Raw genomic sequence first — 26,178 nt, 5'->3', positions numbered from 1 at the left:
GGAGAAATTCATGAGTAGTAAAGAACAAAACATGCATGATGAGCAAGCCCCTGAGCTAAATGAAGAGCAAAAGTCGGAGTTAGAGCAAGAGCAAGAAGCGCAGCAGGCGGATCCACAGGCAGAAGTACAAGCGTTAGCAGCGCGTATTGCTGAGCTTGAAGAACAACTCGCAGCGTCACAAAAAGTGGAGCGCGAAGCGATGCTACGTGCACATGCTGAAATTGAAAATATCCGTCGTCGTACGGAACAAGATATTGAAAAAGCGCATAAATTTGCGCTTGAAAAGTTTTCAAATGAGTTGTTACCCGTGATTGATAACTTAGAACGTGCTATTGATGCCGCTGATCATGAAAGCGAAACATCAAAAGCAATGTTAGAAGGCTTAGATTTAACTCTTAAAACCTTTTTAAGTGCTGTCGGGAAATTTGGTATTGAAGTCGTTGGTGAGTCCAATGTGGCCTTTAACCCTGAAGTCCATCAAGCAATGACAATGGTTGAATCGCCTGACCATCAACCAAACCAAGTGATTGATGTGATGCAAAAAGGTTATCTTTTAAACGGTCGCTTATTAAGACCTGCAATGGTTATCGTTTCTAAGTAATTAACGCATAACTAAATTGAAACCGGGTGAGCAATAGCGACCCGGTTTTTTTGTCACTCAAAAAAGTTAAGCTTCGATAACAGGCGTCCAATCGATGGCTTCAAGCCCTTGCTGCTGCAATAGTTGATTCGTTTGTGAGAAGTGCCCACAACCTAAAAAACCCCGGTGAGCTGACAACGGCGATGGGTGAGGGGCTTTTAGTACATGATGGCGCTTAGTATCAATGATACGACCTTTCTTTTGGGCATGTGAACCCCACAACAAGAAAACAACGCCTTCTCTATGCTCATTAATGGCAGCAATCACTTTATCTGTAAAAGTTTCCCACCCTAAATGGGCATGAGAGTGCGCATTGCCTTGCTCTACGGTTAATACTGTATTTAACAAGAGCACCCCTTGTTGCGCCCAACTCAGCAGATAGCCATGATTGGGGCGTTTAAACCCAGGGATGTCGTTTTCTAACTCTTTGTACATATTGACCAATGAGGGAGGGGGCTTAATTCCCGGAAGAACTGAGAAAGATAAGCCATGGGCTTGACCCGGACCATGATAAGGATCTTGACCCAAAATGACGACTTTAACATCGGCAAGCTCGGTATATCTAAAGGCGTTAAACACATCTTGCTGTGGGGGATAAATAATTTTTCCTTTTTGACGTTCGTTCGCCACATAGGCAAGCGTGTCTTTAAAATAAGCCTGTGTTTTTTCTGAGCCAATGACGTCGTGCCAAGTAGGTGTGTTTGACATGAAAATTCCTATAACAAACAAATTATGTCTATAAGCTTACAGTTTAAGACCCAAGAGATAAAGGCGAGCTTTTGTCTATTTGATTAAAAAATTTTTTAAAAATAACTAAAAAAATTGATTTTTATAAATAATAAAAATTGATTTAAAACATAGTGTTGGGTGAATGACGGTTAATTACCCCTTGAAATTGTTGATAAATATCAAAGAAGCTGAGGGTTCTAGCTGGTATATAGTGTGTAGAAACATTGGTTAGACCAAATATTTTATTGGCAGTCAAATGAGTGGATTGATCCCAATCCTACCCGAACGTGGAGGTCGACATGATTACTGGTATTCAAATTACTAAAACTGACAATGCAGCGCTATTGAACTCTTTTTGGTTACTTGATGAAGAGAAAAATGAAGCGCGTTGTGTTTGTGCAAAAGCAGATTATAACGAAGGACAAATTGTTGCTAAGGATGAGTTAGGTGCTTTTGAGTACCGTGAAGTACCTTTAGAAGTTAAGCCAACAGTCCGTGTTGAAGGTGGTCAACACCTTAATGTCAACGTTTTAAGCCGTGAAACCTTAGAAGATGCGGTGAAAAACCCTGAAAAATATCCACAGTTAACAATTCGTGTTTCTGGTTATGCAGTGCGTTTTAACTCTCTGACACCAGAACAACAACGTGACGTGATCACTCGTACTTTTACTGAAAGCCTGTAATTGTTGTATTGTTCAAGGTAGAAGTATTAGTTTAAAATTAATTCAAAAAGCCATTGAATTCAATGGCTTTTTTATTCTTCTCTAATAAAGTACATTCTTTTTCCCTGCTGAAATTTCGCCTTTAATGATCTCCCTTATCACATCTTCAATGGGGAGAGTCTATGTCTTCTATCAATCAGAGTATCCAAACTAACTCATTAAATGAAATATCGTTAATTAAAGAAAGCATTAATATCTATCAGAGAAAAAGTGGTGTATTGGCACTGTGCTCTGAACAAAATCAATGGACGCAGACGCTATCGCCAAAACAACTTTTAGGCCCACATGCTCAATCGCATGATTATCTTATTGGGTTAATTGCTTATGGGGTCTATCTTAAAGATTGGAAAAATCTGCATGGTGTTGAGCGCCTTAATGCTCTGCAACTCAAAGAAATTGGCATTGATCCAAGCTTACTACGCGATAAATCAACAGGTTTTGAAGCTAATATTTGTCGCTTTAATGATTTGTATATTATTAGTTTTGCTGGTTCTGATGAACTCGTTGATTTCTATGCTGATTTACGACAAGGGCTGGGCTACTTTGAACCGCAATATTTTCAAGCGGTAAATTTAACCAACATTCTACATCGGGTCTCTAAAGGGAATATGATTTGTATAGGTCACTCTTTAGGCGGCGGATTAGCCACATTTGCAGCTCTTGCAAGCCAGACACCTTGCATCGCCTTTAGCTCTGCTGGTGTTTCTGCGAATACTATCAAGCAGATTGGTATGGATTACGAGACCGCAAAACAAGTGGCAAAGGATGGTCTCGTTCGCTTTTATGTGGTTCGTTATGATTGGTTAGATTTGTTGCAGTCAGTGATGCCATTTCCTCCCGCCTTAGGTAACAAAATTGTGTTGGATTACTATAAAGGGGAAAAAACGTGGCGGGATTGGCTCCCTCATCGTCTGTTAACACGTAATTTTATCGCCCATACGATGCCAAAAATTCTCAAAATGATGTGTCATTTTACACCGTGGGTAAATAAACAGGCGATGGTTAATGATGATTTTAATACACAGTTAGAAGAATTTAGCTGCAATTTTGCATTGAGTCATGACAGCACTCTGGCAGATTGGCAAAACAGCTGTGAAAACAGTATTAAGCAAGGCAATGTGACTGAATTTTCTACCTTGCTTTCAATGAGAAATAAACCAGCGAATTTTAATGAGCTACTAGGGTATGCCGTTCGTTCGACTGATCCTCGCTTTATGAAAATTCTTCTGAGTTCTGCTTATACAGATGAAATCAGAAAAACGTCATTGCCACAAAATCGAACTTATTTGCATTTAGCGGCGCAGTCAGGAAGGTTAGAGCAACTGGAAGTTTTATTAGCTGAAGGGGTAGAAATCAACGCAGTAGATGATTTAGGTAACACATCGTTACATGATGCATTAGGGAGCCATGCGTTATCAGTTGCTGAGTTTTTGCTGAGCCAAGGCGCTGATTGGCGTATTAAAAACTATCAGGGGTATGATTGCCGTGATGTCTTAGTAAACCATATGATTAAAGTGGATATGTTATCTGCGCAAGGAAAAAGAATGCGTGAAAAATTGCAGATGATAATGATGCAATAAAAAACGGGCCGTAGCCCGTTAGTTGCATTATTCAGCGTTATCGCGAGTTGGTGCCGTAGAAGAGGAATTTGGTTTACGGCGTTTGCCAATGTTCTTTTTGTCACGATGACGAACTTTGGTTTTCTTTTTGGACTCTTCTTCTTTTTTCTTTTTCTCTTTACGTTTTGCGAGCACTTTCTTAGATGGTTTTGGTTTATTCATCATAGATTCTGAAGGTGCTTTGGTGCTTGGGCGTAGACTATCGATGACTCGCATTTTAATGGAGTCTTCAATATAACGGCTGACTTTACCGAACAGCGGATAGTCATGAGCTTCTATCAGTGAAATAGCGGTGCCTTTGCGGCCTGCTCGACCTGTACGACCAATACGGTGGAGATACACATCAGCGGTGCGCGACATGTCAAAGTTAAAGACATGACTGACATTATCGATATCAAGTCCTCGCGATGCAACATCGGTCGCTACGAGTACTTTGACTTGCCCTGTCACTAAACGACGAACGGCTTCATTACGTTTCGCTTGAGCCATTTCTCCTTCAAGGTAACAAGACTCAATACCTGCATCTCGTAACCATTGTACGACTTCACGGACACGCTCACGCTTACGAACAAAAACAATGGATTTAGTCACATCCTCTTGTTTTAGCAGATGGCACAACAAGGCTGTTTTGTGTTCTAAATTATCGGCACGATAGTAAAACTGTTGTATTTTTTTACGTTCGCGACGTGACGATTCGGCATCAATTTCAACAGGATCTTCTAGCAGTCGTTCAGAAAAATCACGAATAGCTTCGCCTTCAAGGGTAGCAGAGAACAGCATAGTTTGTTTACGCCAGCGTGTTTCACCTGCAATTGTTTCAATATCATTGGCAAAGCCCATGTCGAGCATGCGATCAGCTTCATCAAGGATCAGGATTTCAACGGCGCGGCAGTCAAAATTTTCTTCTTTGATGTATTGAAGCAAGCGGCCTGTTGTCGCGACAACAATATCTTGGTTTTCGCTAAAAACTTCAGCATGGTTCATATACGCGACACCGCCTGTAATCGTAGCGATATCGAGATGGTTATGTGCACATAACTCTTTTGCTTGGTCTGCAACCTGCATGGCTAGCTCACGCGTTGGTGTTAATATCAGCACTCGCGGAGGACCGGACTTTTTCCTTGGAAAGTCAAGTAAGTGTTGGATGGCTGGCAGCAAAAATGCGGCGGTTTTACCCGTACCAGTAGGGGCTGAACCTAAAACGTCACGCCCATCCATTGCGGCAGGGATAGCGGCAGCCTGAATTGCAGTTGGGCGTTCATAGCCTTTGTCTGCCAGCGCGTTGATCAGGCTTTCATCGAGTTCAAGTTCAGTAAATGTGGTTGCAGTCATGATATACCTCTATTTGGGGCGCTGATTATAAACAGGTTAGCCAAATTGTTCATCAGAAAATATCGATCTTTTAGCAAAGTGTACCTGTTTTAAGTTTCAACGGGCAGTGATATTGCCAGAAAGCGTGCTTTTCCGAGGTGAAAAGCACGCGATGGGGGTTAGCTGAGGATATTAATTAACCAAGTATGATAAGGGATACCAACTAAATCAATTAAAACAGCACCACTTAGCGGAACGATCATGAACGCTTTCATTGAGACATGTTTATAGCGTTCGCACACAGAGGACATATTTGCCATTGCATTAGGTGTCGCTCCTAATCCATGCCCCATTAATCCAGCACACATAACAGCGGCATCGTAATCTTTGCCTAAAAGTTTAAAGATCACGAATACAACCAATAGAACGAGGACAACCACTTGGGCGAATAGAATAATAAAGAGTGGTAAGGCAACGTCTTTGAGCTCCCAAATTTTTAGCGACATCATTGCCATGGTTAAGAATAGGCCGAGAGAGACCTCAGAAATTAAATCAACAGATTTTTGGTTGATTTTAAATAGGTTAACTTGGTCATTAATATTACGAATAATAATCGCAATGATCATGGCACCGACATAGCTAGGCAAAGAGAAGCCCGTTGCTTTGGTAAATTGTGCAGATGCGAATTGACCAATTACCATGATCCCGAGTACCAAAGCGAGCATTTTCAAAAAGGCATGGGCGTCAATGGACTCAATCTTACCTGCAATGGTCTCTGTTACTTTTGGGCTTTGCACTGACTCATCCGCTTGGATGGTCACCTTATATTTTTTAATCAGGAAAGAGGCAATGGGGCCGCCTAGTAGGCTACCGGTGATTAAACCAAAAGTTGCCGCTGCAATCGCCGCAACCGTCGCTGACTGCACACCTAAGCCTTCTGCCATTTGACCAAATGCAGCAGCACCGCCATGGCCTCCTGTTAATGAAACACCACCTGCCATAACGCCAATGACTGGGTCAATGCCTAATAAATGCGCCAGTCCGGCACCAAACGTATCTTGGAAGATCACTGTAAACCAGCAAATAAACAGATAGATAAACAGGAGCTTACCGCCGTTTTTGAGAATGCGAAAGCTGCCATCAATACCAATCGTGGTAAAGAAGGCAACCATTAAGAAGGTTTGCAAACTCGTGTCAAATTGGATTTCAGCTAAATTAAAGGATTTTAGCCCCCAAATAATCAGGCTTACTAAGAAGCCACCAATTACTGGGGATGGGATACAAAAACGTTGTAGCCATTCGATACGTTTTTTTAAATGGATGCCCATAAGCAGGCACAATACAGTAAGCAGGAGTGTAGATAATGTGTCTAGTTGTAATGTCATATAATTTTCCCGGTGTGCCCGCTTTCGCAATTTGTCGTCTTTAGCGGCTAACCGCATCCTTATTGATACTTTAAAGGTTGCTTGTACGCTGCCTAGCGACAGTTTTGAAATCCCAAAGCCTATTTCTACTTAGCTGATTAACTAAAGAAGAACATGCTAGAGATCTATCATTGCCGCTTTATTTTTTGTCAGTACTTTTTCAAATACTGTTATTGTTATATCGCTACAAATTGAGTCTACGGGCGATTTATCAGTCGCGTTATTGTGTTTATTAGAATAAAAATTGGTAAATCAAATAAGCTGCTAATTTTGAAGTATGATTATCGATATCGAATTCTGGGTTGCACTCTGCAATATCAAAGAGTGCAATTTTGTTGCTGGCTTTAATCACCGAAAACAGTTCATCAAAGATCTCAGTAGTGATCCCTTTCGCTGCGGGAGCGCTGACTCCAGGCGCAATTGCGGCAGAAAAGACATCCAGATCAACGGTTACATATAAATAATCGACGTTATTAATAAACTGTTGAAGCCGCTCTATGGCCTTAGGTAATTGACTGTGATTTAGTTCTTTATCACGAATATATTGGCAACCTAATTTATCCGCCGTATCAAATAACACTTTCGTATTACCATGATCAGCAATACCTAAACAGAGATAATTAAATGGGCGATGATGCTGCTGGCATAAGTGTGCCGATTGTAAAAAAGGTGTGCCGGAAGTGGCTTCAGGTGCCGTTCGTAAATCAAAATGCGCATCAAAATTAATGATACCTATTGTTTTTGTAGGCTGGGTTTGAGCGATGAAGTCAAACAGTCCTTGAAAGCTGGCAAAAGCCACTTCATGACCGCCACCTAAAACAATGGGGGTCTGATTTGATGATAAAATATCGACAAGTTCATCCGAAAGACGACGTTGCGCTGCTTCTAAATCGCCATCGTCACAGCGAACAGTGCCGGCATCACGGATGGACAAGGGGTGATGTATCGGAAGGCCAGCTAACTGCTGACGGATTGCATCAGGTCCTGCTTTGGCACCGAGCCGTCCTTTATTGCGCCTAACGCCTTCGTCAGATGCAAAACCAATTAAAGCAAACTGTGCAGGGGTATTTTTATTCATGACTTGATGGATACGTAGGTGCTCCTCAGTATCACCATCAGTACGGCCTTGCCAGATAAAAGGTGCTGCCATAATTACTCCATATTAATTAGTTTAGTCATGTTATGAGCTGCTTTGCAGGTCTCAGAGATAAACTCGTCAACTCGATGGGTTGAACGAAATTCAGGTGCCATCACAGAGACGACGGCAATCACATCGTTTCCTTTAAAAATAGGGGCTGAAACGCCTAAGACTCCTTCATCTATTTCACTGCATGAAACGCCATATCCTTGCTGGCGGATTTGCATCAGTGCATTTTTTAATTGCGTTATACTTTCAGGGGAGGGTAACTGTTCTTTATGAGTTTCAAATACTAATGATTGGTAGTCTTCATCTCGAAAGGCGAGCAAGGTTTTCGCGCTAGCGCCTTTAATTAGAGTATTACCACGGCCAATGACAAAAGAGCAGCGTAAGGCTTGTGAACTCTCAATCATGTCAACACAGATAGTTTCACATAGGTTTGATGTAATAATAGCGACCGTTTCTTGGGTCTTTTTACTCAGAGCTTGGAGTTCTAGTTGGGATGAATTCATGAGTAAACTGTGGTGATAGTATTTTTCTTGAGTTTTGATACTCTGCGCACCAACAGTGTAAGTGCCATATTGTTTTGCATGGGTCACAAATTCCCAATTTATGAGAATGGCTAATAATCGATAAACAGTAGAAACTGGAATATTTAATGCGTTAGAAATCACTTGCGGAGTTACCGGAGCCGCGCTTGCAGTGATGTAAGATAAAATATTCAATGTCCTGTTAATACTGTTCATGGTATCCCCTTTTTTTCGAACTTAGCAGTAAAAATTTTGATGCTCAAATAATATTCTCATAATGTGAGAATTATTTTGTAGAAAAAGTGTAAAATTTGCATTCTTAAATTGTCACATAATGAAAGATTGATTGATTAATATACGATTTAGAGTGGTTGAATAACGTGAAAAAAAGCTATCGCAAAGGTGGTTTTACCTTTAAGCAGTTTTTTGTCGGTCATGACCGTTGCGCTATGAAAGTCGGAACCGATGGAGTATTACTTGGCGCATGGGCACCTGTTCAGCAGGCTAAAAAGGCGTTAGATATAGGGAGCGGCAGTGGACTCATTGCGCTAATGCTCGCACAACGCAATCAGCAAATGACCGTTGATGCTGTTGAACTAGATAAAGCAGCGGCTCAACAGGCACAGGAGAATTTCGCTGAGTCAAAGTGGGGAGAGAGGCTACAGATTTTTGAGCAAGATATAACGCAGTTTAGTGTATCAAGGCAAAAAGCGTATGATTTGATTGTCAGTAATCCACCTTATTTTGAGCCATCAGTATCATGCAGTAGTGAACAACGAGAGCAAGCTCGCTATACCGCGACGTTAACCCATCAGGCATTATTAGATAGTGCGATGGATTGTTTAACCACAGATGGCCTATTTTGCCTTGTATTACCCTATGATGTCGGTGAAAAAGTTGAGCTTATGGCGCATCGTAATGGCTGGTTTACTGCTTATCGCGTTAATATTCGAGATAAAGCAACGACGCCATTTCACCGTATGTTGTTGGGATTAAAGCGGGAATTAGTTGAGCCAGAAATTTCAACGTTAGTGTTAAAAGAAGCAGACAATAACATCTATACTGAAGACTTTCAGCGGCTTATTCGGGATTTTTATTTGAAATATTAATAGCCAACCCGAGGGTTGGCTAGGTATGAGATTACGGTTTGAGTACGGTGGGGCCTGAATGCTCCAGTAGATCAGGGTAGTCTAACGTATAGTGTAGCCCGCGGCTCTCTTTACGCTCTAAAGCGCAGCGAACCATCAGTTCAGCCACTTGGACGAGGTTTCTCAGTTCAAGTAAGTTATTAGAAATACGGAAATTGGCATAATAGTCGTGAATTTCTTGCTGTAACAAATGGATGCGTCGCAAGGCGCGTTCTAAACGCTTAGTGGTTCGTACGATCCCCATATAATCCCACATAAATAGGCGTAGCTCATGCCAGTTATGTTGAATCACAACTTGCTCATCTGAGTTGTGTACACGGCTATCATCCCATTCAGGGAGAACGGGAATATCCTCGATCTGCGTGATCGCATGGCAAATATGCTGTGAGGCGGACCATCCGTAAACGAGGCACTCTAACAGCGAGTTAGATGCCATGCGGTTGGCTCCGTGTAACCCTGTATAACTGACTTCACCAATGGCATAAAGGTTGGGGATATCGGTCATACCGTTTTGATCGACGCTGACACCGCCGCATGTGTAATGGGCTGCGGGTACAATGGGGATCGGCTCTTTCGTCAGATCTAAACCAAGTGTCATCAGTTTTTCATAGATGGTAGGAAAGTGGCTTTGAATAAAATCAGCGGGTTTATGGCTAATATCAAGGTACATGCAATCAGCACCTAAGCGTTTCATTTCATGATCGATCGCTCTTGCAACAATGTCTCTCGGCGCTAATTCACAGCGTGGATCATAGTCGGGCATGAAACGGCTTCCATCAGGGCGTTTCAAATAGGCTCCTTCACCACGTAACGCTTCCGTTAATAGAAAATTGCGAGCTTGCGGATGAAAGAGGCAGGTTGGATGAAATTGATTGAATTCTAAGTTAGCGACACTACATCCAATACGCCATGCCATCGCAATGCCATCCCCAGAAGAGATGTCGGGATTTGTTGTGTATTGATAGACTTTTGCGGCGCCGCCTGTAGCCAAAACAACGATTTTTGCTCGGATCGTTTCAACGTGCTCTTTTTGCCGATTCCAAACATAGGCACCGACAATACGGCTTTCGCCTGCTAATCCGATCTTATCGGAGCGAATGAGATCAACCGCATTATAGCGCTCTTTAACATGGATATTCGGATGCGCAAAAGCGAGGTTGACGAGAGTCGTTTCAACCTCTTTGCCAGTTGCATCTGCATGGTGAAGGATCCTGCGATGGCTGTGTCCACCTTCGCGAGTGAGGTGATATTGGGTTTCACCTGTTTCAGTCACTTCCGTGTCAAATAGTACGCCTTGATCAATTAACCACTGAACGCACTCTTTGGCATTCGAGGCGATAAATTCGACGGCCTCTCTTTCACAAATACCTGCGCCTGCAATTAAAGTATCTTCTACATGGGATTCAATGCTGTCGGTATTATCGAAAACGGCTGCGATTCCACCTTGTGCGTAATAAGAAGCCCCTTCATTGAGTGTGCTTTTACTTAGGAGAGTAACTTTATGAAAAGGAGCAAGTCGTAAAGCGGCGGAAAGCCCAGCGACACCGCTGCCAATAATCAGAATATCAGTGTAATGCTGTGTGGGATCGTTCATAAGTGTTTGCATGTTGTATATACTCGTCGTTTCTACCCATAAGGGGCAGCATAAAACCCGTTATACAGACGGTTGCGCCCTAAGAAGTGGCAGGCCTAGCCGTTTACGGCAGAGAGCAGTCACAGTATAGTATCTATTGGAAGTTTCATGTTAGCCTATCAGGCTTGGCAATGCTATTTGTGAAATAGCGTTCAGCCTTGTATATCTACTAGGGGGTTGAGTCAGGTTTGGTACTTAGGGTAAATAAAGCGGTGTGATACGTAGAATAATGTATAAATTAGCGATAAATTAATTAGGATCACTTAGATCCTCTATCGGTAGTCACACGGTTTTTTGTCAATTTTTTACTATTTTTATGTATTAAATTGAACTTCACTTGTTTTTACTACTCAAAGTAACGCTTGCTTTAGGAAGGGAGACATGATCAAGTTAACAAATTTACAGCCTGAGCGCGGGAGATTTTCCCAGTAATGAGCGAGCAACTAACGGACCAGATGTTGGTCGAAAAAGTCCAAAAGGGCGATCAAAAAGCGTTCAACTTACTGGTTGTAAAATACCAGCACAAAGTTGCAAGCTTGGTTTCCCGTTATGTACCACAAGCGGATGTACCTGACGTTGCTCAGGAGTCTTTTATCAAAGCTTATCGTGCGATAGGGTCGTTTCGCGGTGATAGTGCTTTTTATACTTGGCTATATCGTATTGCGGTAAACACGGCTAAAAATTATTTAGTCGCTCAAGATAGGCGCCCACCCGCGTCAGATCTTGAAGCAAGCGATGCAGAAAACTACGAAACTGCAAGCGCTTTGAAAGAAATATCGAACCCAGAGAACTTAATGTTGTCTGATGAATTGAAGAAAGTAGTTTTTCGAACCATTGAGTCGTTACCTGAAGATTTAAAAATGGCAATAACACTCAGAGAACTTGATGGTTTAAGCTATGAAGAGATCGCCGAGATCATGGATTGTCCTGTAGGCACCGTGCGTTCGCGTATCTTTAGAGCAAGAGAAGCTATTGATAATAAAGTACAGCCACTGATCCAGCAGCACTAATATGTTTGTGTTTATTGAATTGTTTTTTGGAACACAAGATAACGTGCAAAAAATAGCGAAATCAGGGCATTAAACTGTAATTGTGATGCAATTAACTGAAGGTATTCGGGTATGCAAAGAGAGAAACTTTCCGCAATGATGGATGGCGAAGTTCTAGATGTAGAACTGTTAAATGCCATTTCATGTGATTCAACGTTACAAAAACGTTGGGAGAGCTATCATCTTATTCGTGATACTCTGCGTAATGACACACCTGATGTCATCAATTTTGACATAGCGGGTAAAGTCGCCGCAGCATTAGAGAATGAAGTTGTGCGTATTAATCCTCAGGTAGTTGTTGAGTCACAGCCTGAACCTGCAACATGGGGCGCGATGCCGTTCTGGCAAAAAATTCGTCCATGGGCAAGTCAAATCACCCAAATTGGTGTTGCAGCATGTGTATCCCTTGCTGTTATCGTTGGGGTGCAGCAGTATAATCAAAGTAATTCAACGGAATCGGTGATTGATGAACCTGTGTTTAACACCGTTCCCGTTGGAGCAGGCGCACCTGTGAGTTTAAATTTCTCTGATGGTCAACTTTTTGGTAACGAGCAACAAATGCAACAAGTTGAGCAGCAAAATCAGCGTGTAAATGCAATGCTACAGCAATATGAAATTGAAAGACGTTCAATGCTTAATCAGCAATATCATGATAATGATGATATTACTACAGCACCCGCTGGAGCTAAAGCGCGCTAATGAATAAGTGGTTATCCGTCATCTGCCTGGCGGGCAGCCTGATTTTATCTAATCAAGCTTCGGCATCTCAACAAGATGCCGAAGCTCTCTTTAAAGAGATGGGGAGCGCTGCCCAAAATCTTTCCTACGAAATGTCTTTTATGTCCTTTAGTCCCAGAAGCATCGTGCCTGTCCGTTATCGACATGGGATCATTAATAATGTTCCTGTCTCTCAAATGATCCAAATGGATTCTACGCGGCGTGAAATAGTGCAAAAAGGGGAAAGGATCAGTTATTTTGAACCCGGTTTTGATGCCTTCAGCTTAAATGGGAAGCATATTGTCGATAATTTGCCTTCGGTATTATTTGCTGATTATGACAAAATCAAACCGTACTATAATTTTATCGATGCGGGGCGAACCCATATCGGTGATAAGCCTTCACTCGTTATTCGCATTATTTCTAAAGATAACTCTCGTTTTAATTATGTTCTTCTGATTGATGAAGAAAATAAGTTGCCATTACGGGTCGATCTCTTAGATAACAATAACCAAACGTTAGAACAGTTTCGCGTCATTTCAACGGTGCTAGACAGCAAAACGGTGAATGACTCTCTGGTGAATTTAAGTAAGATTAATTTACCACCGCTGCTAGTCTCCCCTCAGGATAATCGTCCGTCATTTAAATGGCGCGTTGGACTTTTACCTCCTGGATTTGAAGAAGTCTCTCGTTCAAAACGTAAACTTGCCGAAAATGATGAGGTAGAGAGCGCATTATTTAGTGATGGCTTATTCACTTTTTCGGTTAATGTCACTAAAGCTGAGCAAGGCTTGCCTTTAGAACAACCTGTCCAAAATGGCCGCCGCACAATTTATACAATGACTCAGAAACAAAATGTGATTACCATAATAGGTGAACTGCCGTTATCAACGGCACAGCAAGTCGCTGCAAGCATTCGTTTTCAGGAGTAGATGATGATAAAAGAGTGGGCAACAGTTATTCGTTGGCACCAAGGAAGGGCGTTATTGCGTTATGGGGCTTCTTCTGGGTGTGGTAGCTGTAGCGCGCGCGCGGCATGTGGTTCATACGCATTGAGTAAAATAGGGCCAAATACCGAACATCAGCTCGAAGTTGACATTGAGCAACCTTTAGTTGTTGGGCAAAAAGTGGAGGTTGGAATTCCTGAAGGGAGTTTGCTGCGTTCTGCTATGCTCGTTTATTTAACCCCGTTGATTGGCCTATTTCTGGTTGCAGCGTTAGTACAATTAGCGGGTTTTGAACAATTTTGGGTTGCTCTTTCTGGTGTCGCTGGTGGCTTTTTAGGCTTTTTTTTAGCGCGTAAAATCGCCTCTTATTGGCGGGATGAGACTGCATTTCAACCAGTTATCTTACAAATAGGCTTACCCCCCAACGAACTGTCAGTTCAAGTTGATTGCTGAGTGAAACCGCCTTGCTTGATAGGCGGTTTGGCGAGTTCAGCGCTCCTATCTAGCAAAAACCCGCATAGTTTACAGTTGTTTTACATTGAACCTTTGTGTTACAGAGATCTTCTATGTAAAATGCAGCTAATTAGTAATCTTGTGATAATCATAGCATTTTAGTTCTGCGATACCTATTTATGCAGAGCTGATTTTGTAGGCAATTTAAAAGAAGATATTACCTTGAAAATCAATAACATAAGAAACTTTTCTATCATTGCTCACATCGACCATGGTAAATCCACGTTGTCTGACCGTATTATTCAGATTTGTGGTGGTTTAACGGACAGAGAAATGGCGGCTCAGGTTCTAGACTCTATGGATTTAGAACGTGAACGCGGAATTACAATCAAAGCGCAAAGTGTGACGCTGGATTATAAGGCCTCCGATGGTGAGACCTATCAATTGAACTTTATCGATACCCCAGGCCACGTTGACTTCTCTTATGAAGTATCACGCTCATTAGCTGCCTGTGAAGGTGCGCTGCTCGTTGTTGATGCTGGGCAAGGGGTTGAAGCTCAAACGCTAGCTAACTGCTATACAGCGATTGAAATGGATCTTGAAGTTGTTCCTGTGTTGAACAAAATCGACTTACCAGCGGCTGATCCTGAACGCGTTGCAGAAGAAATTGAAGATATTGTGGGCATTGATGCGCATGATGCGGTACGTTGCTCGGCAAAAACGGGGATTGGCGTTCAAGATGTTATTGAGCGTTTAGTGCAATCTATCCCCGCGCCAGAAGGTGACGCAGAGGCACCTTTACAGGCGCTTATTATCGACTCATGGTTTGATAATTATTTAGGTGTTGTATCACTTATCCGTATTAAAAACGGTACGTTACGCAAAGGCGATAAAATTAAGGTGATGAGCACGGGCCAAGTGTACAACGCGGATCGTCTTGGTATTTTCACACCAAAACAAATTGATCGCGACTCTCTCAGTTGCGGTGAAGTTGGTTGGTTAGTGTGTGCGATTAAAGATATCACAGGGGCACCTGTCGGGGATACTTTAACGGGCGCTCGTAATCCTGCTGATAAAGCATTACCTGGGTTTAAAAAAGTTAAACCTCAAGTTTATGCAGGTTTATTCCCAGTCAGTTCAGACGATTATGAAGCATTCCGTGATGCACTAGGCAAGTTGAGCTTGAATGATGCGTCACTCTTTTATGAGCCTGAAACCTCTAGTGCTCTTGGCTTCGGATTCCGTTGCGGGTTCCTTGGCCTGCTGCATATGGAGATCATTCAAGAGCGCTTAGAGCGTGAATACAATTTAGATCTGATCACCACGGCTCCGACCGTTGTGTATGAAGTTGTGCAAACGAACGGTGAAATCGTTTATGTCGATAGCCCCGCTAAGTTGCCACCATTGAATAATATCGAAGAGTTGCGTGAGCCAATTGCTGAATGTCACATGCTGATGCCTAAAGAGTATCTTGGCAACGTTATTACACTTTGTGTGGAAAAACGCGGCGTTCAGACAAATATGGTCTATCATGGTAATCAAGTTTCATTAACGTATGATATTCCAATGTCAGAAGTGGTATTGGATTTCTTCGATCGCTTGAAATCAACATCTCGTGGTTATGCTTCTTTGGATTATGCATTTAAGCGTTTCCAAACGTCAGACATGGTTCGTGTTGATGTTATGATCAACGGCGAGCGTGTGGATGCCTTGGCATTGATCACTCACCGAGCTAACTCACAGTATCGTGGTCGTGAATTGGTTGAAAAAATGAAGGATTTAATCCCTCGTCAACAGTTTGATATCGCGATCCAAGCTGCAATTGGTAACCATATTATTGCTCGCTCTACCGTTAAACAATTGCGTAAAAACGTACTGGCTAAATGTTATGGTGGTGATGTTAGCCGTAAGAAGAAACTGTTGCAGAAGCAGAAGGAAGGTAAGAAGCGCATGAAGCAAGTGGGTAATGTTGAATTACCTCAAGAAGCTTTCCTCGCTATTTTGCATGTTGGTAAAGACAACTAAAATTACAAGGAGTCTCAATGGCTAACACCTTTGCCTTGATCCTAACACTGGCGACAGTGATTACGGGGATTATTTGGTGTTTAGATCGCTTTAAATTTTCGCCTGAGCGGAAGAAAAAGCTCAAACATATACAGGAAGTGAGTCAAGGCTCATTAACTCAAGATGAGATGGATAAAGCTGTACGCCGTCCATCGTGGGTTGAAACAGGCTCCTCGATTTTCCCAGTATTAGCGATTGTATTGGTGGTTCGTTCATTTATTTATGAACCCTTTCAAATTCCATCTGGGTCAATGATGCCAACGTTGTTGGTTGGGGATTTTATGCTGGTTGAGAAGTTTGCTTATGGTCTAAAAGATCCCATTACGCAAACGACGTTAATTAAAACGGGAAAACCTGCGCGTGGTGATATTGCCGTATTTAAATATCCAGAAAATCCAACAATTGACTATGTAAAACGGGTTATTGGCTTACCGGGTGATAAAATTGTTTATGATCCAAACGCTAAAGAGCTGACAATTTATCCGAATTGCGCAGATAATAACTGTACGAAACAACTTCCAATAAAATATGGTCCGTTAGCGCCGAGTGAGTGGACCATGTTTTTCAATGTGGAGTCTTTGGTCGATAGCCAAAAAGGTAACTATGAAATTCCTCTTGACGAACCATTGCCAAGAAATGCATTACGTCAATATCAAAGAAGTGAAACTCTTGATACCGTCGAGCACCAGATTCTGATTATTCGTCAGGCCATTACGGAATCTCGTTACATACAGCCTAATATGCCGCCAAATGAGTGGATTGTACCTGAGAAACACTACTTCATGATGGGGGATAACCGAGATAACAGCTCAGACAGCCGTATGTGGGGCTTTGTTCCGGAACAAAATTTGGTTGGTCGCGCTGTATTTATCTGGCTAAGTCTTGAGAAACAAGAAGGTGAATGGCCGACAGGTATTCGCTTTAGCCGAATTGGGCCACTAGGTTCATAAGGTAGATTTATACGGGTTTTCGTGTGAAAACCCGTATAAACCGAAGCATTATTGTTTATCTCGGTGTACAATATAATTTAAATTAATATTTATTGGCTTCTTAATTAACTCTTATCATTTTATTCATTAATAGTGTTATGCTGAATTTTAAGCTTAGTTCTATTATATAAATGAAAGATAAAAGCGTTAAGAGTCAGTGCAAACGCAACAGTTTTGTTTTTTACAGGTCTGTTGCGTGTGCTTTTTTGTCAATCAGAGAAATGGCTGAACGCGCATGAACCCCTCTTTACTTGAGCAATTGCAACGAAAACTTGGTTATAAGTTTAATCAACACGATCTTTTAATTCAGGCGCTTACGCATCGCAGTGCAAACAGTAAGCATAACGAGCGCCTAGAGTTCCTTGGCGATTCTATTTTAAGTTTTGTGATCGCAAATGATTTATATCATCGCTTCCCGAAAGTGGATGAAGGAGATATGAGTCGCATGAGAGCAACGCTAGTGCGCGGAAATACACTGGCGGAAATTGCTCGTGAATTTGAGCTTGGCGAGTGTTTACGTTTAGGGCCAGGCGAACTAAAAAGTGGCGGTTTCCGCCGTGAATCTATCCTCGCTGATACAGTGGAAGCATTGATCGGGGGGATCTTTCTCGATAGTGATATCCAAACAATAGAAAAAATTATTTTAGATTGGTATCAAACTAGGTTGAATGAAATCAGCCCAGGTGACAAGCAAAAGGACCCGAAAACGAGACTACAAGAATATCTACAGGGGCGTCATTTGCCTTTGCCTAACTATATCGTTGTCCAAGTTAAAGGTGAGGCTCATGATCAGGAATTTACTATCCACTGCCAAGTCAGTGGTATTGAACAACCTATTAACGGGGTTGGTTCAAGTCGACGTAAAGCTGAGCAGGCCGCTGCGGAGCAAGCATTGAAAATTTTGGAGATTGAATGAGTGAAAAATTACCCCACTGTGGCTTTGTAGCTATTGTTGGGCGACCAAATGTCGGTAAGTCAACGCTATTAAACCAGCTATTGGGGCAAAAAGTTTCAATTACGTCGAGAAAGCCTCAAACGACGCGCCACCGTATTATGGGGATCCATACTGAAGATGAATATCAAATCATCTATGTGGATACGCCAGGCCTGCATATTGAAGAAAAACGTGCAATCAATCGTTTGATGAACCGTGCAGCTTCAAGTTCAATAGGGGATGTTGAGCTAGTTATTTTTGTCGTAGAAGGCACGAATTGGACTGACGACGATGAAATGGTACTCAACAAATTAAAAGGTCTTCGCTGCCCTGTGATTTTAGCAATTAACAAAATTGATAATGTCACGGATAAAACAGTGCTGTTACCGCATATTGGCTTTGTCAGCCAAAAAATGAACTTTTTGGACGTTGTGCCAATTAGTGCTGAAAAAGGTAAAGGCGTTGATACGATTGCAAAAATTGTTAAGCAGCACATTCCTGAAGCTGAGCATCACTTCCCTGAAGATTATATTACCGACCGCTCTCAGCGATTTATGGCATCAGAAATCATTCGTGAAAAATTGATGCGTTTCTTAGGTGATGAACTTCCTTATTCTGTGACTGTTGAAATTGAGCAGTTCAAAATGATGGAAAGGGGAGGATACCATATCAATGGCTTGATCCTTGTTGAACGTGAAGGCCAAAAGAAAATGGTGATTGGTAATAAAGGTAGTAAGCTTAAAACAATCGGTACGGAAGCCCGCATCGATATGGAAAAGCTGTTTGATACCAAAGTACACCTTGAACTGTGGGTTAAAGTGAAAGCTGGCTGGGCGGATGATGAACGTGCATTACGCAGCTTAGGCTATGTTGATGACCTAAAATAAATTTATTGGTGAAATTGTGAGTGGCTGGCAACGTGCGTTTGTACTCCATTCTAGACCCTTTAGTGAAACGAGCTTATTAGTCGATTTCTTCACTGAAGGGGAAGGCAAAATCCGCTTATTAGCAAAAGGGGCTCGCCGAAACCGTTCACCTTTTAGGGGCTGCTTGCAGCCCTTTACACCTTTGTTAATCCGCTGGGGTGGCAAAGGTGAGATTAAAACATTAACCCATGCAGACCCTATTTCACTCTCATTACCACTAACGGGAACCGTACTTTATAGTGGGTTATATCTCAATGAATTAGTGACGAGAGTCATTGAATTTGGTACTCCGTATTCAGCATTATTCTTTGATTACCTTTCTTGCTTACAATTACTTGCTGCTAGTGAACATACACCTGAAGCTGCGTTACGCCAATTTGAGCTAGCCTTGTTATCCTACCTTGGTTACGGTGTTGATTTTCTTCATTGCGCAGGTAGTGGCGAGCCTGTTTCAGACACAATGACTTACCGTTATCGAGAAGAAAAAGGTTTTATTGGTAGTTTAGTCATCGACCAACTTAGTTTTACTGGTAAACACCTTAAAGCCTTGGCAGCACGCGAATTCCCCGACAGTGACACACTGAGAGCGGCTAAACGCTTTACTCGTATAGCCTTGAAACCCTATTTAGGTGGAAAACCGCTAAAGAGCCGCGAACTATTCCGACAATTTACTAAGCCCCCTGTTGGTAATACACCAAAATCATGAGCTAAGTGTGACCGACAATGGTCAGTATGCCAAATCAAAATCTGCACCACGCCGATATTTTACGAGCCGCTTCCCAAAATCTAATAAGTTTGCTGAAAAAGTCGTCAAAATATGGAAAGGCGCTCGAAGCGATAGAGATTTATTCCCACTCAATATTAAATTGCAGTAGGATAGGGGCATTGAGCGTACTTGACTGTATTTATGATAGGGAGTGAAAAATGGCTGAGCTTTTGTTAGGTGTAAACATAGATCATATCGCAACAGTGAGAAATGCACGGGGAACACAGTATCCTGACCCTGTACAAGCCGCATTTGTTGCAGAACAAGCAGGAGCTGATGGTATTACTGTGCATTTGCGAGAAGATCGCCGCCATATTACTGATAGGGATATTGAGCTGCTAAAAGAGACTATTCAAACCAGAATGAACCTTGAAATGGCAGTGACAGAGGAAATGATTAACATTGCATGTCGAGTGAAGCCTGCATTTTGCTGCCTAGTACCTGAAAAGCGTGAAGAGGTCACGACGGAAGGGGGGCTTGATGTGGCGGGGCAATTACCCAAAATTACTGATGCTGTTAAACGCTTGACTGAAGCCGGTATTCAAGTATCTCTGTTTATTGATGCTGATCACACTCAAATTGATGCGGCGCAAGCAGCAGGTGCACCATTTATTGAGATACATACAGGTGCATATGCAGATGCGAAAACGGAGCAAGAACAAGAAATCGAATATCGTCGAATTCGTGATGGCGTAGCTTATGCGGCAGGGAAAGGCCTAAAAGTAAATGCGGGCCATGGTTTAACTTATCATAATGTTCAGCGGATCGCGCTATTACCTGAAATTTATGAATTGAATATCGGGCATGCCATTATTGGGCGAGCGTTATTTAGCGGCCTAGCGAATGCGGTGGCAGATATGAAAAAACTACTCAGAGAAGCGCGTTACTAATGGCAATCGTAGGTCTTGGTACGGATATTGTTGAAATAGCCCGAATAGAAGCGGTGATTAAACGTTCAGCTGACAGCTTAGCGAAACGGATATTGACTGAAAATGAATTTGCGCAGTTTCAACAACAAGCTCAGCCAGCTCGTTTCTTAGCAAAACGCTTTGCGGTTAAAGAGGCGGCAGCTAAGGCGCTCGGTACCGGAATTCGTAATGGATTGGCCTTTAACCAATTTGAAGTCAGTAATGACTCTTTGGGGAAACCGCTACTAACATTGGTGGGGGAGGCTGAAAAACTAGCGCAGCGTATGAACGTAACGCATATTCACGTATCTATTACGGATGAGCGCCATTATGCCGCTGCAACGGTGATTATTGAAAGTGTGTAATTGGCACACAATAGGCTCAATAACTCTTCTTATCCAGAGGGCATATTTGATAAGAAGAGGATGATACCTCGCCGTTATGCGGCGGGGGGAATCAACACTCAGCGATAGCGCTGGGTCGTGAGTAAGTGTCAGGGAACAGGTAGAAAGTGCTAATAGGCTAAATTTTATCAGCATGATGGATCATGACAAACTTATCCCATAATTGTTCTTGTGTTTCAATATGTTGTGGGTCTGTGATAATCGTATTGTTGATAGGGCAAACCGATTGACAGGTCGGTTTATCATAGTGGCCGACACATTCAGTGCAGAGGTCTGCATCGATTTCATAAATTTCGTCACCCATATAGATAGCATTATTAGGGCATTCGGGTTCGCACATATCGCAATTGATACATTTTTTAGTAATTAATAGTGCCATTTCAATCAGTTAAATCTGTTACCATAAATAATTCTAATGAGGTGACTAATTCTACACGGAAATAGGGAAATTAAATACTAATTCTATCAATTTCACCTAACATCTTCTTTTTATGTTAAAAAATTGTATTATTTATTATGCATAACTGGAAAAGGGATAAGCGTGGCTATAATTTCCATAGCAAAGATAATAAACATTGTTCAATATGATAACATTTATTATTATGTGCTAAATAGAATGTGTATTAGTAATATTATCTTAGAGAGTATGAGCTATCTCTATTTAATAGGGAAAAATAGAATAAACACATCGAAGTCGATTGTATTAAGTTAGCCTATTTTTTAGATATACAATTTTTTGTATTATTTAGTGTTCTTTGTTATGTGTCATTAGTTTATTATGGATTAAAGGTTTGGCATTACAGTGACTATAAATTTTAGACGGTGGGGTTTTGTTATTTATCGGGTTAATTAATATTGAAAACGCTGACTGTAAGGCTTATCTAAAATTATCTTATTTAGTGTGGTTGCTTTAATCTTATATAAGAGATAACTGTTAAAATAAAGGATTGGGGTTACCAATCCTTAAAAGGAACTCTTTAGCTATCAAACACTATTATTTTACAATTACGACAGAGAATGATTCCCAATTTTTTGATTTTTCATACTGGTAGTAATAGTATAAAATGCCGTTGATAACGAAGAACGACGCTGTTCTAATTTGCATGCCGTTAGCGTTAAAAGTAAAGTCGTAAACATTTTCAAGATTGCCATTATCTAAAACAACAAAGAATTGAATGGTCTTTTCTTCTAAATTATAACCATAAATATACTGTTTATTCAGCGTTAAATCTTGTACATATTGTAGATTGCTAAGGTAGCTGTTTAATTTCCCTTTATGGATAGGAGCACTTGTATCAATAATCCCTTTATCACTAACATTATAAATAAAGTAGGCCTTATCTTGAGGAGTATGGCCTAAGAAGAATATTTTTTTTGCAGCAGTGTAGACAAGCGTGGTTGGGTAAAACTGTTCAAATATACCCGCTTGAATACCTGATTGGATCAGAGACATATCAGCTCCTTTATTTATTAGTAAGTTAAATTGTTTATAAGCACTTTGATGTTATGAAAATAAGGCATATTTAAAAATAATCATTATTATTAGCTTATTTCATATTTTTAAATGTTATGGTAATAATTGAATTTATAAATATTCACAACTGGTTAAGATTGTGATAGTAATAAGAAAAAAATGGTTAAGGTTTTCATTATGTTTGAAAGTTTTGGTGTTTTGAATTTCTGGACTTATATGGCAGGGTTGATTTTTATCATCATAGTGCCGGGGCCAAATTCATTATATGTTTTAAAATCAAGTACATCTCATGGTACTCAAGCAGGGTATCGGGCAGCATTAGGCGTATTTACCGGTGATGCAATACTCATCTTTCTCTCATTTATTGGGGTTGCGTCAGTGATAAAAGCGTCACCTACACTTTTTATGGTCGTAAGGTATTTAGGCGCGGCGTACCTGTTGTACTTAGGTTGCAAAATTCTTTATGCGACTTTTAAGCAAAAAAAATTAGCAAGTTCAGATGCTGAGCCGATGGTGGTTAAATCAGAGAAAATTTTTACGCGTGCGTTGATCCTAAGCTTAACTAATCCAAAAGCGATTCTATTTTATATTTCCTTTTTTATTCAATTTATTGACTTTAATTACTCGCACGCTTGGGTTCCATATTTGGTGCTCGCGTCTATTTTGGAGCTTGTCAGCTTTATTTATCTTAGTCTGCTGATTTTTAGTGGTTATCTTATCGCGCGTTTTTTACGTGAAAAACAAATATTGGCTAAATTGGGTAACTGTGCGGTAGGAAGCTTTTTTATGGGGTTTGCTGCAAAATTAGCGATTTTTAGTAATTAAGGCGAGATTTTGCCTTGTTCACACTGTTGTCTATTTATCAGTTATCGTGGCACATCAAAACCACGGTAACTTCCTCTCTATGCAGTGATTGATAAATTTCCTCATTACCGCCCTACAGCAACTCAAATAATTTACGGTATAATCTATTTAAATAGATAGATTAGAGGTTGCTGTGACACAAGCCGAAGTTGATGAGTTCTGGATGAAGCGCGCTTTAGAATTGGCGAAAAATGCTCAAGATGCAGGAGAAATACCTGTTGGTGCTCTATTAGTGAAAGATAATCAATTAATTGCATCGGGTTGGAATCGTTCAATCGAAAGTCATGATCCTACAGCTCACGCAGAAATCATTGTGTTACAGCAAGGTGGTCGTGCGCTTAGTAATTACCGATTATTAGACACAACACTTTATGTAACGTTGGAACCGTGCATTATGTGTGCTGGCGCATTAGTACATAGTCGAATAGGGCGTTTAGTCTATGGGGCGAGAGACTTTAAAACCGGTGCTTGCGGTTCATTTATTAATATCTTAGAGCGCCCCGGATTAAATCATTATGTGGATGTGAAGGGCGGGGTTTTAGAAGAAACCTGCTCAGCGATGTTAAGTAATTTTTTTAAAATGCGTAGAGCACAAAAGAAAGCGCAGAAACAGATGTTGGCGCAAACAGAAGGTGAGTGCGGAGGATGTCAGCAGCAAAAATCACCTTAATCCCTCTTTCATTCTGATTAGCTATGATTAAGTTTCTAATTATTTGTTGTTACTGGCTCTGTAGGCTCCTTGGCATGGGAGCCTTCTTGTGTATGGGGTGAAAGAAAATATTGCCCCAAAGTGAGCGTATCCTTCGGGGGAATAGCGGGTAACTTCTGCTGTACTGGAGCAGATTGAACGTGTTTTAGGCTAACCTTTTCTTGGTGGGGATTTTGTGTTGAAGATGCTTGTGGTGCGTTTGAGGTCACATCATCCTGTTTTGCGGTGTCTGCATTTTCAACAGCCTGCTTCTGCTCGTTAGGCGTTGTAAGAGGCGGAAATAAAATGAGCGATTTTTCCGCAATCGCTAGTGCACGCTGTTTTTTATCTTGGTTTTGTAAATACCCAACCAAACTTTGATGGTAGCGGCGAATATTTTCAACATAGCGGTAGGCTTCGTGACCCCGTGCGTAACCATAGTTAAGTTGAGAATAATATTTTTTTTGTGTTAGAAGAGGTAACCTTGATTTCACATCTAGCCAGCGGTCAGGATCACCTCCTTGCATTTCAGTTAGCTTTCTAACATCTTGCATGTGGCCATAGCCCATATTATAGGCGGCTAAAGCAAACCAAATTCTATCGTCATCAGCAATGGATACTGGCAGGCGCTGCATCAGATATTCGAGATAGGCAGCTCCTCCTTTAATACTCTCCTCAGCGTCTAACCTATCAGCGACACCCATGGTTTCCGCCGTTGGTTTTGTAAGCATCATTAGTCCACGTACACCTGTTGGTGAGGTAGCCAAAGGATCCCAATGGGATTCTTGCCATGCAATAGCGGCTAAGAGTTTCCAATCAAGGGTCGTGGCATATTTTTCAAATAGTGGCTGATAATTGGGCAGTTTTTTGTTGATAGCGTTAATAAATGAAATGGTATCAAAATAATCGAATGAACTAACGTGACTGAAATATTTTTCATCAAGTCTTGCGAGTAAGTCTATTTCATTACTGACATTGAAAAAGTCGAGAAGGGCAGCGTTTAGGCTATCGTCATTAAGACGTTTCATATACCAAGTAATGGCGTGATCATCGACTAAATCGAATCCAACAGCAATTTCTGGATGAATGCGTTGTTGGAGGGCAACGGAAATTGAATCTTCGAGTGTATAGTCAATCAGCCCTTCGGCAACCATTTCTAACAATTGATTGGTTGTGTATTCGGTAGTTTCTTGCCAAGTCAGCTCTGGGTATTTACCGGCTAATGATTTGAGGGTGCTAGCGTGTGCAGAGCCTGCCATAACCACCAATTTTCCTTTAATATCATTAAAGCTCTTAGGGCGAGTAGAACCTTTTCGGTAGACCAATTGCTGTGTCACATTTAGGTAGCTTGGCCCAGTTTTCATTTTTTGTAATCTATCTTTATTATAGAGCAGACCAGCAACCCCGATATCTGCATTCCCCTCTTCAATATCATCAAAAATAAGCTCGACGGTGGGTCTCATGGTGATGATTAGTTTTACGCCGAGGTAATCGGCAAAGCTTTGTACAAGCTCATAATCAAAACCATGCAGATTCGCTTCATCGTCAAGATAAATCAGGGGGGAGCTAATCGCGCTGACTCGCAATTCACCTCGAGAGAGGATTTGATTGAGTTGATTATTTTGTGTATTGGGCCAGCGGAGATTCAGTCCGATAATCATGGCCGCAACAAGCGCAATAATCCCAATAATGAAATAATTAACCTTGATGTTATTCAAAAAAAATATCTCGTATGTATACCCTTTATACTTCAAGTCCAGATTGCTTTGCACTGTTTAGCAATCGAAGCTGCTATCCAAGCGAGTCAATAGATGAATGTTGCTATCTCTCAATCGCCCAGAAAATTGTGGGTGTTTGTATGCCGGTGTTGTAATAAAAATTGTTATAAGTAATGGTTATATTTCCAGTGTTTGGACATTTTGCTCAACAATTATGATCCGTGCAACCAATATTGTGCTATTTCGTTCCTAATAATTTTTAACGGTTTGCTTTATTTTTAGTCACGCAAACGGTTTCGTATTGATTCGCATTGCTCTATAATGTGTTCCGGTTCCCCTGCTTTTATGATCAGGGCTGGCGTTTAAATGAGAGAATTTAAGAC

At 41.3% G+C, this 26,178-nt stretch carries 26 protein-coding genes; 17 read left to right on the top strand and 9 right to left on the bottom strand.

The window, feature by feature from the left end; all coding sequences use genetic code 11:
• Window positions 1-10 precede the first annotated feature (10 nt).
• Window positions 11-601 carry a nucleotide exchange factor GrpE gene (gene grpE, locus PR709_RS02870; RefSeq protein ID WP_004921530.1) on the top strand — a complete coding sequence of 197 codons (591 nt, stop codon included), beginning with the start codon at window positions 11-13 and terminating at the stop codon, window positions 599-601.
• Between the two features lie 66 nt (window positions 602-667).
• Here grpE and ung read toward each other — a convergent pair whose 3' ends face one another.
• Window positions 668-1,348: a uracil-DNA glycosylase gene (gene ung / locus PR709_RS02865; protein WP_004921528.1), complete on the bottom strand. Its 681-nt coding sequence runs from the start codon at window positions 1,346-1,348 to the stop codon at window positions 668-670.
• A 320-nt stretch (window positions 1,349-1,668) separates the two neighbouring features.
• Between ung and grcA the strand changes: the two genes are divergently transcribed.
• Together grcA and PR709_RS02855 are read left to right on the top strand one after the other, a co-directional pair.
• The gene (grcA, locus tag PR709_RS02860) at window positions 1,669-2,052 is read left to right on the top strand and encodes an autonomous glycyl radical cofactor GrcA (protein WP_004921525.1); all 384 of its coding nucleotides are present in this window, start codon (window positions 1,669-1,671) and stop codon (window positions 2,050-2,052) included.
• Window positions 2,053-2,213: 161 nt separating this feature from the next.
• Window positions 2,214-3,671, top strand: a complete 1,458-nt coding sequence (locus PR709_RS02855; RefSeq protein WP_004921520.1) for an ankyrin repeat domain-containing protein — start codon at window positions 2,214-2,216, stop codon at window positions 3,669-3,671.
• A 27-nt stretch (window positions 3,672-3,698) separates the two neighbouring features.
• Here PR709_RS02855 and srmB read toward each other — a convergent pair whose 3' ends face one another.
• From srmB to PR709_RS02835, 4 genes are all read right to left on the bottom strand, one after another.
• On the bottom strand, window positions 3,699-5,042 hold the full coding sequence (gene srmB / locus PR709_RS02850; RefSeq protein ID WP_014656341.1) for an ATP-dependent RNA helicase SrmB: 1,344 nt from the start codon (window positions 5,040-5,042) through the stop codon (window positions 3,699-3,701).
• Window positions 5,043-5,200: 158 nt separating this feature from the next.
• Window positions 5,201-6,406 (bottom strand): sodium/glutamate symporter, encoded by a 1,206-nt coding sequence (gene gltS / locus PR709_RS02845; RefSeq protein ID WP_014656340.1) that lies wholly within the window; start codon window positions 6,404-6,406, stop codon window positions 5,201-5,203.
• Between the two features lie 271 nt (window positions 6,407-6,677).
• The gene (gene hutG, locus PR709_RS02840; RefSeq protein WP_061063852.1) at window positions 6,678-7,595 is read right to left on the bottom strand and encodes a formimidoylglutamase; all 918 of its coding nucleotides are present in this window, start codon (window positions 7,593-7,595) and stop codon (window positions 6,678-6,680) included.
• A gap of 2 nt (window positions 7,596-7,597) precedes the next feature.
• A complete protein-coding gene (locus tag PR709_RS02835) occupies window positions 7,598-8,329 on the bottom strand; it encodes an IclR family transcriptional regulator (protein ID WP_036941028.1) in 732 nt (243 codons plus the stop codon).
• A gap of 164 nt (window positions 8,330-8,493) precedes the next feature.
• Between PR709_RS02835 and trmN the strand changes: the two genes are divergently transcribed.
• On the top strand, window positions 8,494-9,222 hold the full coding sequence (gene trmN, locus PR709_RS02830; protein WP_004921501.1) for a tRNA(1)(Val) (adenine(37)-N(6))-methyltransferase TrmN: 729 nt from the start codon (window positions 8,494-8,496) through the stop codon (window positions 9,220-9,222).
• Window positions 9,223-9,253: 31 nt separating this feature from the next.
• Here trmN and nadB read toward each other — a convergent pair whose 3' ends face one another.
• Complete coding sequence (nadB, locus tag PR709_RS02825) at window positions 9,254-10,855, bottom strand: L-aspartate oxidase (RefSeq protein WP_072503000.1); 1,602 nt, start codon at window positions 10,853-10,855, stop codon at window positions 9,254-9,256.
• A gap of 470 nt (window positions 10,856-11,325) precedes the next feature.
• Between nadB and rpoE the strand changes: the two genes are divergently transcribed.
• The 11 genes from rpoE (at window position 11,326) to acpS (ending at window position 21,012) form a co-directional block, all read left to right on the top strand.
• The gene (gene rpoE / locus PR709_RS02820; protein ID WP_004921494.1) at window positions 11,326-11,904 is read left to right on the top strand and encodes an RNA polymerase sigma factor RpoE; all 579 of its coding nucleotides are present in this window, start codon (window positions 11,326-11,328) and stop codon (window positions 11,902-11,904) included.
• Window positions 11,905-12,015: 111 nt separating this feature from the next.
• Window positions 12,016-12,642: an anti-sigma-E factor RseA gene (gene rseA / locus PR709_RS02815; RefSeq protein WP_014656335.1), complete on the top strand. Its 627-nt coding sequence runs from the start codon at window positions 12,016-12,018 to the stop codon at window positions 12,640-12,642.
• On the top strand, window positions 12,642-13,592 hold the full coding sequence (gene rseB, locus PR709_RS02810) for a sigma-E factor regulatory protein RseB (protein WP_004921489.1): 951 nt from the start codon (window positions 12,642-12,644) through the stop codon (window positions 13,590-13,592). The genes rseA and rseB overlap by 1 nt, the downstream gene beginning before the upstream one ends.
• Window positions 13,593-13,595: 3 nt before the next feature.
• Window positions 13,596-14,060, top strand: a complete 465-nt coding sequence (gene rseC, locus PR709_RS02805) for a SoxR-reducing system protein RseC (protein ID WP_072502999.1) — start codon at window positions 13,596-13,598, stop codon at window positions 14,058-14,060.
• A gap of 228 nt (window positions 14,061-14,288) precedes the next feature.
• Window positions 14,289-16,085, top strand: coding sequence for a translation elongation factor 4 (lepA, locus tag PR709_RS02800; protein ID WP_036943946.1), 1,797 nt, complete (start codon window positions 14,289-14,291; stop codon window positions 16,083-16,085).
• 17 nt (window positions 16,086-16,102) lie between these two features.
• Window positions 16,103-17,074 (top strand): signal peptidase I, encoded by a 972-nt coding sequence (gene lepB, locus PR709_RS02795; RefSeq protein WP_004921482.1) that lies wholly within the window; start codon window positions 16,103-16,105, stop codon window positions 17,072-17,074.
• A gap of 274 nt (window positions 17,075-17,348) precedes the next feature.
• Window positions 17,349-18,029, top strand: coding sequence for a ribonuclease III (gene rnc, locus PR709_RS02790; protein ID WP_004921478.1), 681 nt, complete (start codon window positions 17,349-17,351; stop codon window positions 18,027-18,029).
• Complete coding sequence (era, locus tag PR709_RS02785; protein ID WP_004921475.1) at window positions 18,026-18,934, top strand: GTPase Era; 909 nt, start codon at window positions 18,026-18,028, stop codon at window positions 18,932-18,934. The genes rnc and era overlap by 4 nt, the downstream gene beginning before the upstream one ends.
• A gap of 16 nt (window positions 18,935-18,950) precedes the next feature.
• Window positions 18,951-19,679: a DNA repair protein RecO gene (gene recO / locus PR709_RS02780; RefSeq protein WP_004921473.1), complete on the top strand. Its 729-nt coding sequence runs from the start codon at window positions 18,951-18,953 to the stop codon at window positions 19,677-19,679.
• A 218-nt stretch (window positions 19,680-19,897) separates the two neighbouring features.
• Entirely contained in the window at window positions 19,898-20,629 is a 732-nt protein-coding gene (gene pdxJ / locus PR709_RS02775) for a pyridoxine 5'-phosphate synthase (protein WP_004921469.1), read from the top strand.
• Window positions 20,629-21,012: a holo-ACP synthase gene (gene acpS / locus PR709_RS02770; RefSeq protein WP_004921465.1), complete on the top strand. Its 384-nt coding sequence runs from the start codon at window positions 20,629-20,631 to the stop codon at window positions 21,010-21,012. The genes pdxJ and acpS overlap by 1 nt, the downstream gene beginning before the upstream one ends.
• Before the next feature lie 157 nt (window positions 21,013-21,169).
• Here the strand turns inward: acpS and PR709_RS02765 are convergent, their stop codons facing one another.
• Both PR709_RS02765 and PR709_RS02760 read right to left on the bottom strand, forming a co-directional pair.
• The gene (locus tag PR709_RS02765; protein WP_004921463.1) at window positions 21,170-21,430 is read right to left on the bottom strand and encodes a YfhL family 4Fe-4S dicluster ferredoxin; all 261 of its coding nucleotides are present in this window, start codon (window positions 21,428-21,430) and stop codon (window positions 21,170-21,172) included.
• A gap of 615 nt (window positions 21,431-22,045) precedes the next feature.
• The gene (locus PR709_RS02760; RefSeq protein ID WP_004921460.1) at window positions 22,046-22,504 is read right to left on the bottom strand and encodes a hypothetical protein; all 459 of its coding nucleotides are present in this window, start codon (window positions 22,502-22,504) and stop codon (window positions 22,046-22,048) included.
• A 198-nt stretch (window positions 22,505-22,702) separates the two neighbouring features.
• Between PR709_RS02760 and leuE the strand changes: the two genes are divergently transcribed.
• Together leuE and tadA are read left to right on the top strand one after the other, a co-directional pair.
• Window positions 22,703-23,350: a leucine efflux protein LeuE gene (gene leuE / locus PR709_RS02755; protein WP_072502418.1), complete on the top strand. Its 648-nt coding sequence runs from the start codon at window positions 22,703-22,705 to the stop codon at window positions 23,348-23,350.
• 172 nt (window positions 23,351-23,522) lie between these two features.
• A complete protein-coding gene (gene tadA, locus PR709_RS02750) occupies window positions 23,523-24,059 on the top strand; it encodes a tRNA adenosine(34) deaminase TadA (RefSeq protein WP_053110545.1) in 537 nt (178 codons plus the stop codon).
• Window positions 24,060-24,094: 35 nt separating this feature from the next.
• Here the strand turns inward: tadA and mltF are convergent, their stop codons facing one another.
• Window positions 24,095-25,738: a membrane-bound lytic murein transglycosylase MltF gene (gene mltF / locus PR709_RS02745; RefSeq protein WP_230089727.1), complete on the bottom strand. Its 1,644-nt coding sequence runs from the start codon at window positions 25,736-25,738 to the stop codon at window positions 24,095-24,097.
• Window positions 25,739-26,178: the final 440 nt, after the last annotated feature.

The sequence above is a fragment of the Providencia sp. PROV267 genome, from assembly GCF_028477825.1.
Classification (GTDB): Bacteria; Pseudomonadota; Gammaproteobacteria; order Enterobacterales; family Enterobacteriaceae; genus Providencia; species Providencia stuartii.
Note: the sequence above shows the minus strand (reverse complement) of the source record. Positions and strands in the feature narration are given on the sequence as shown.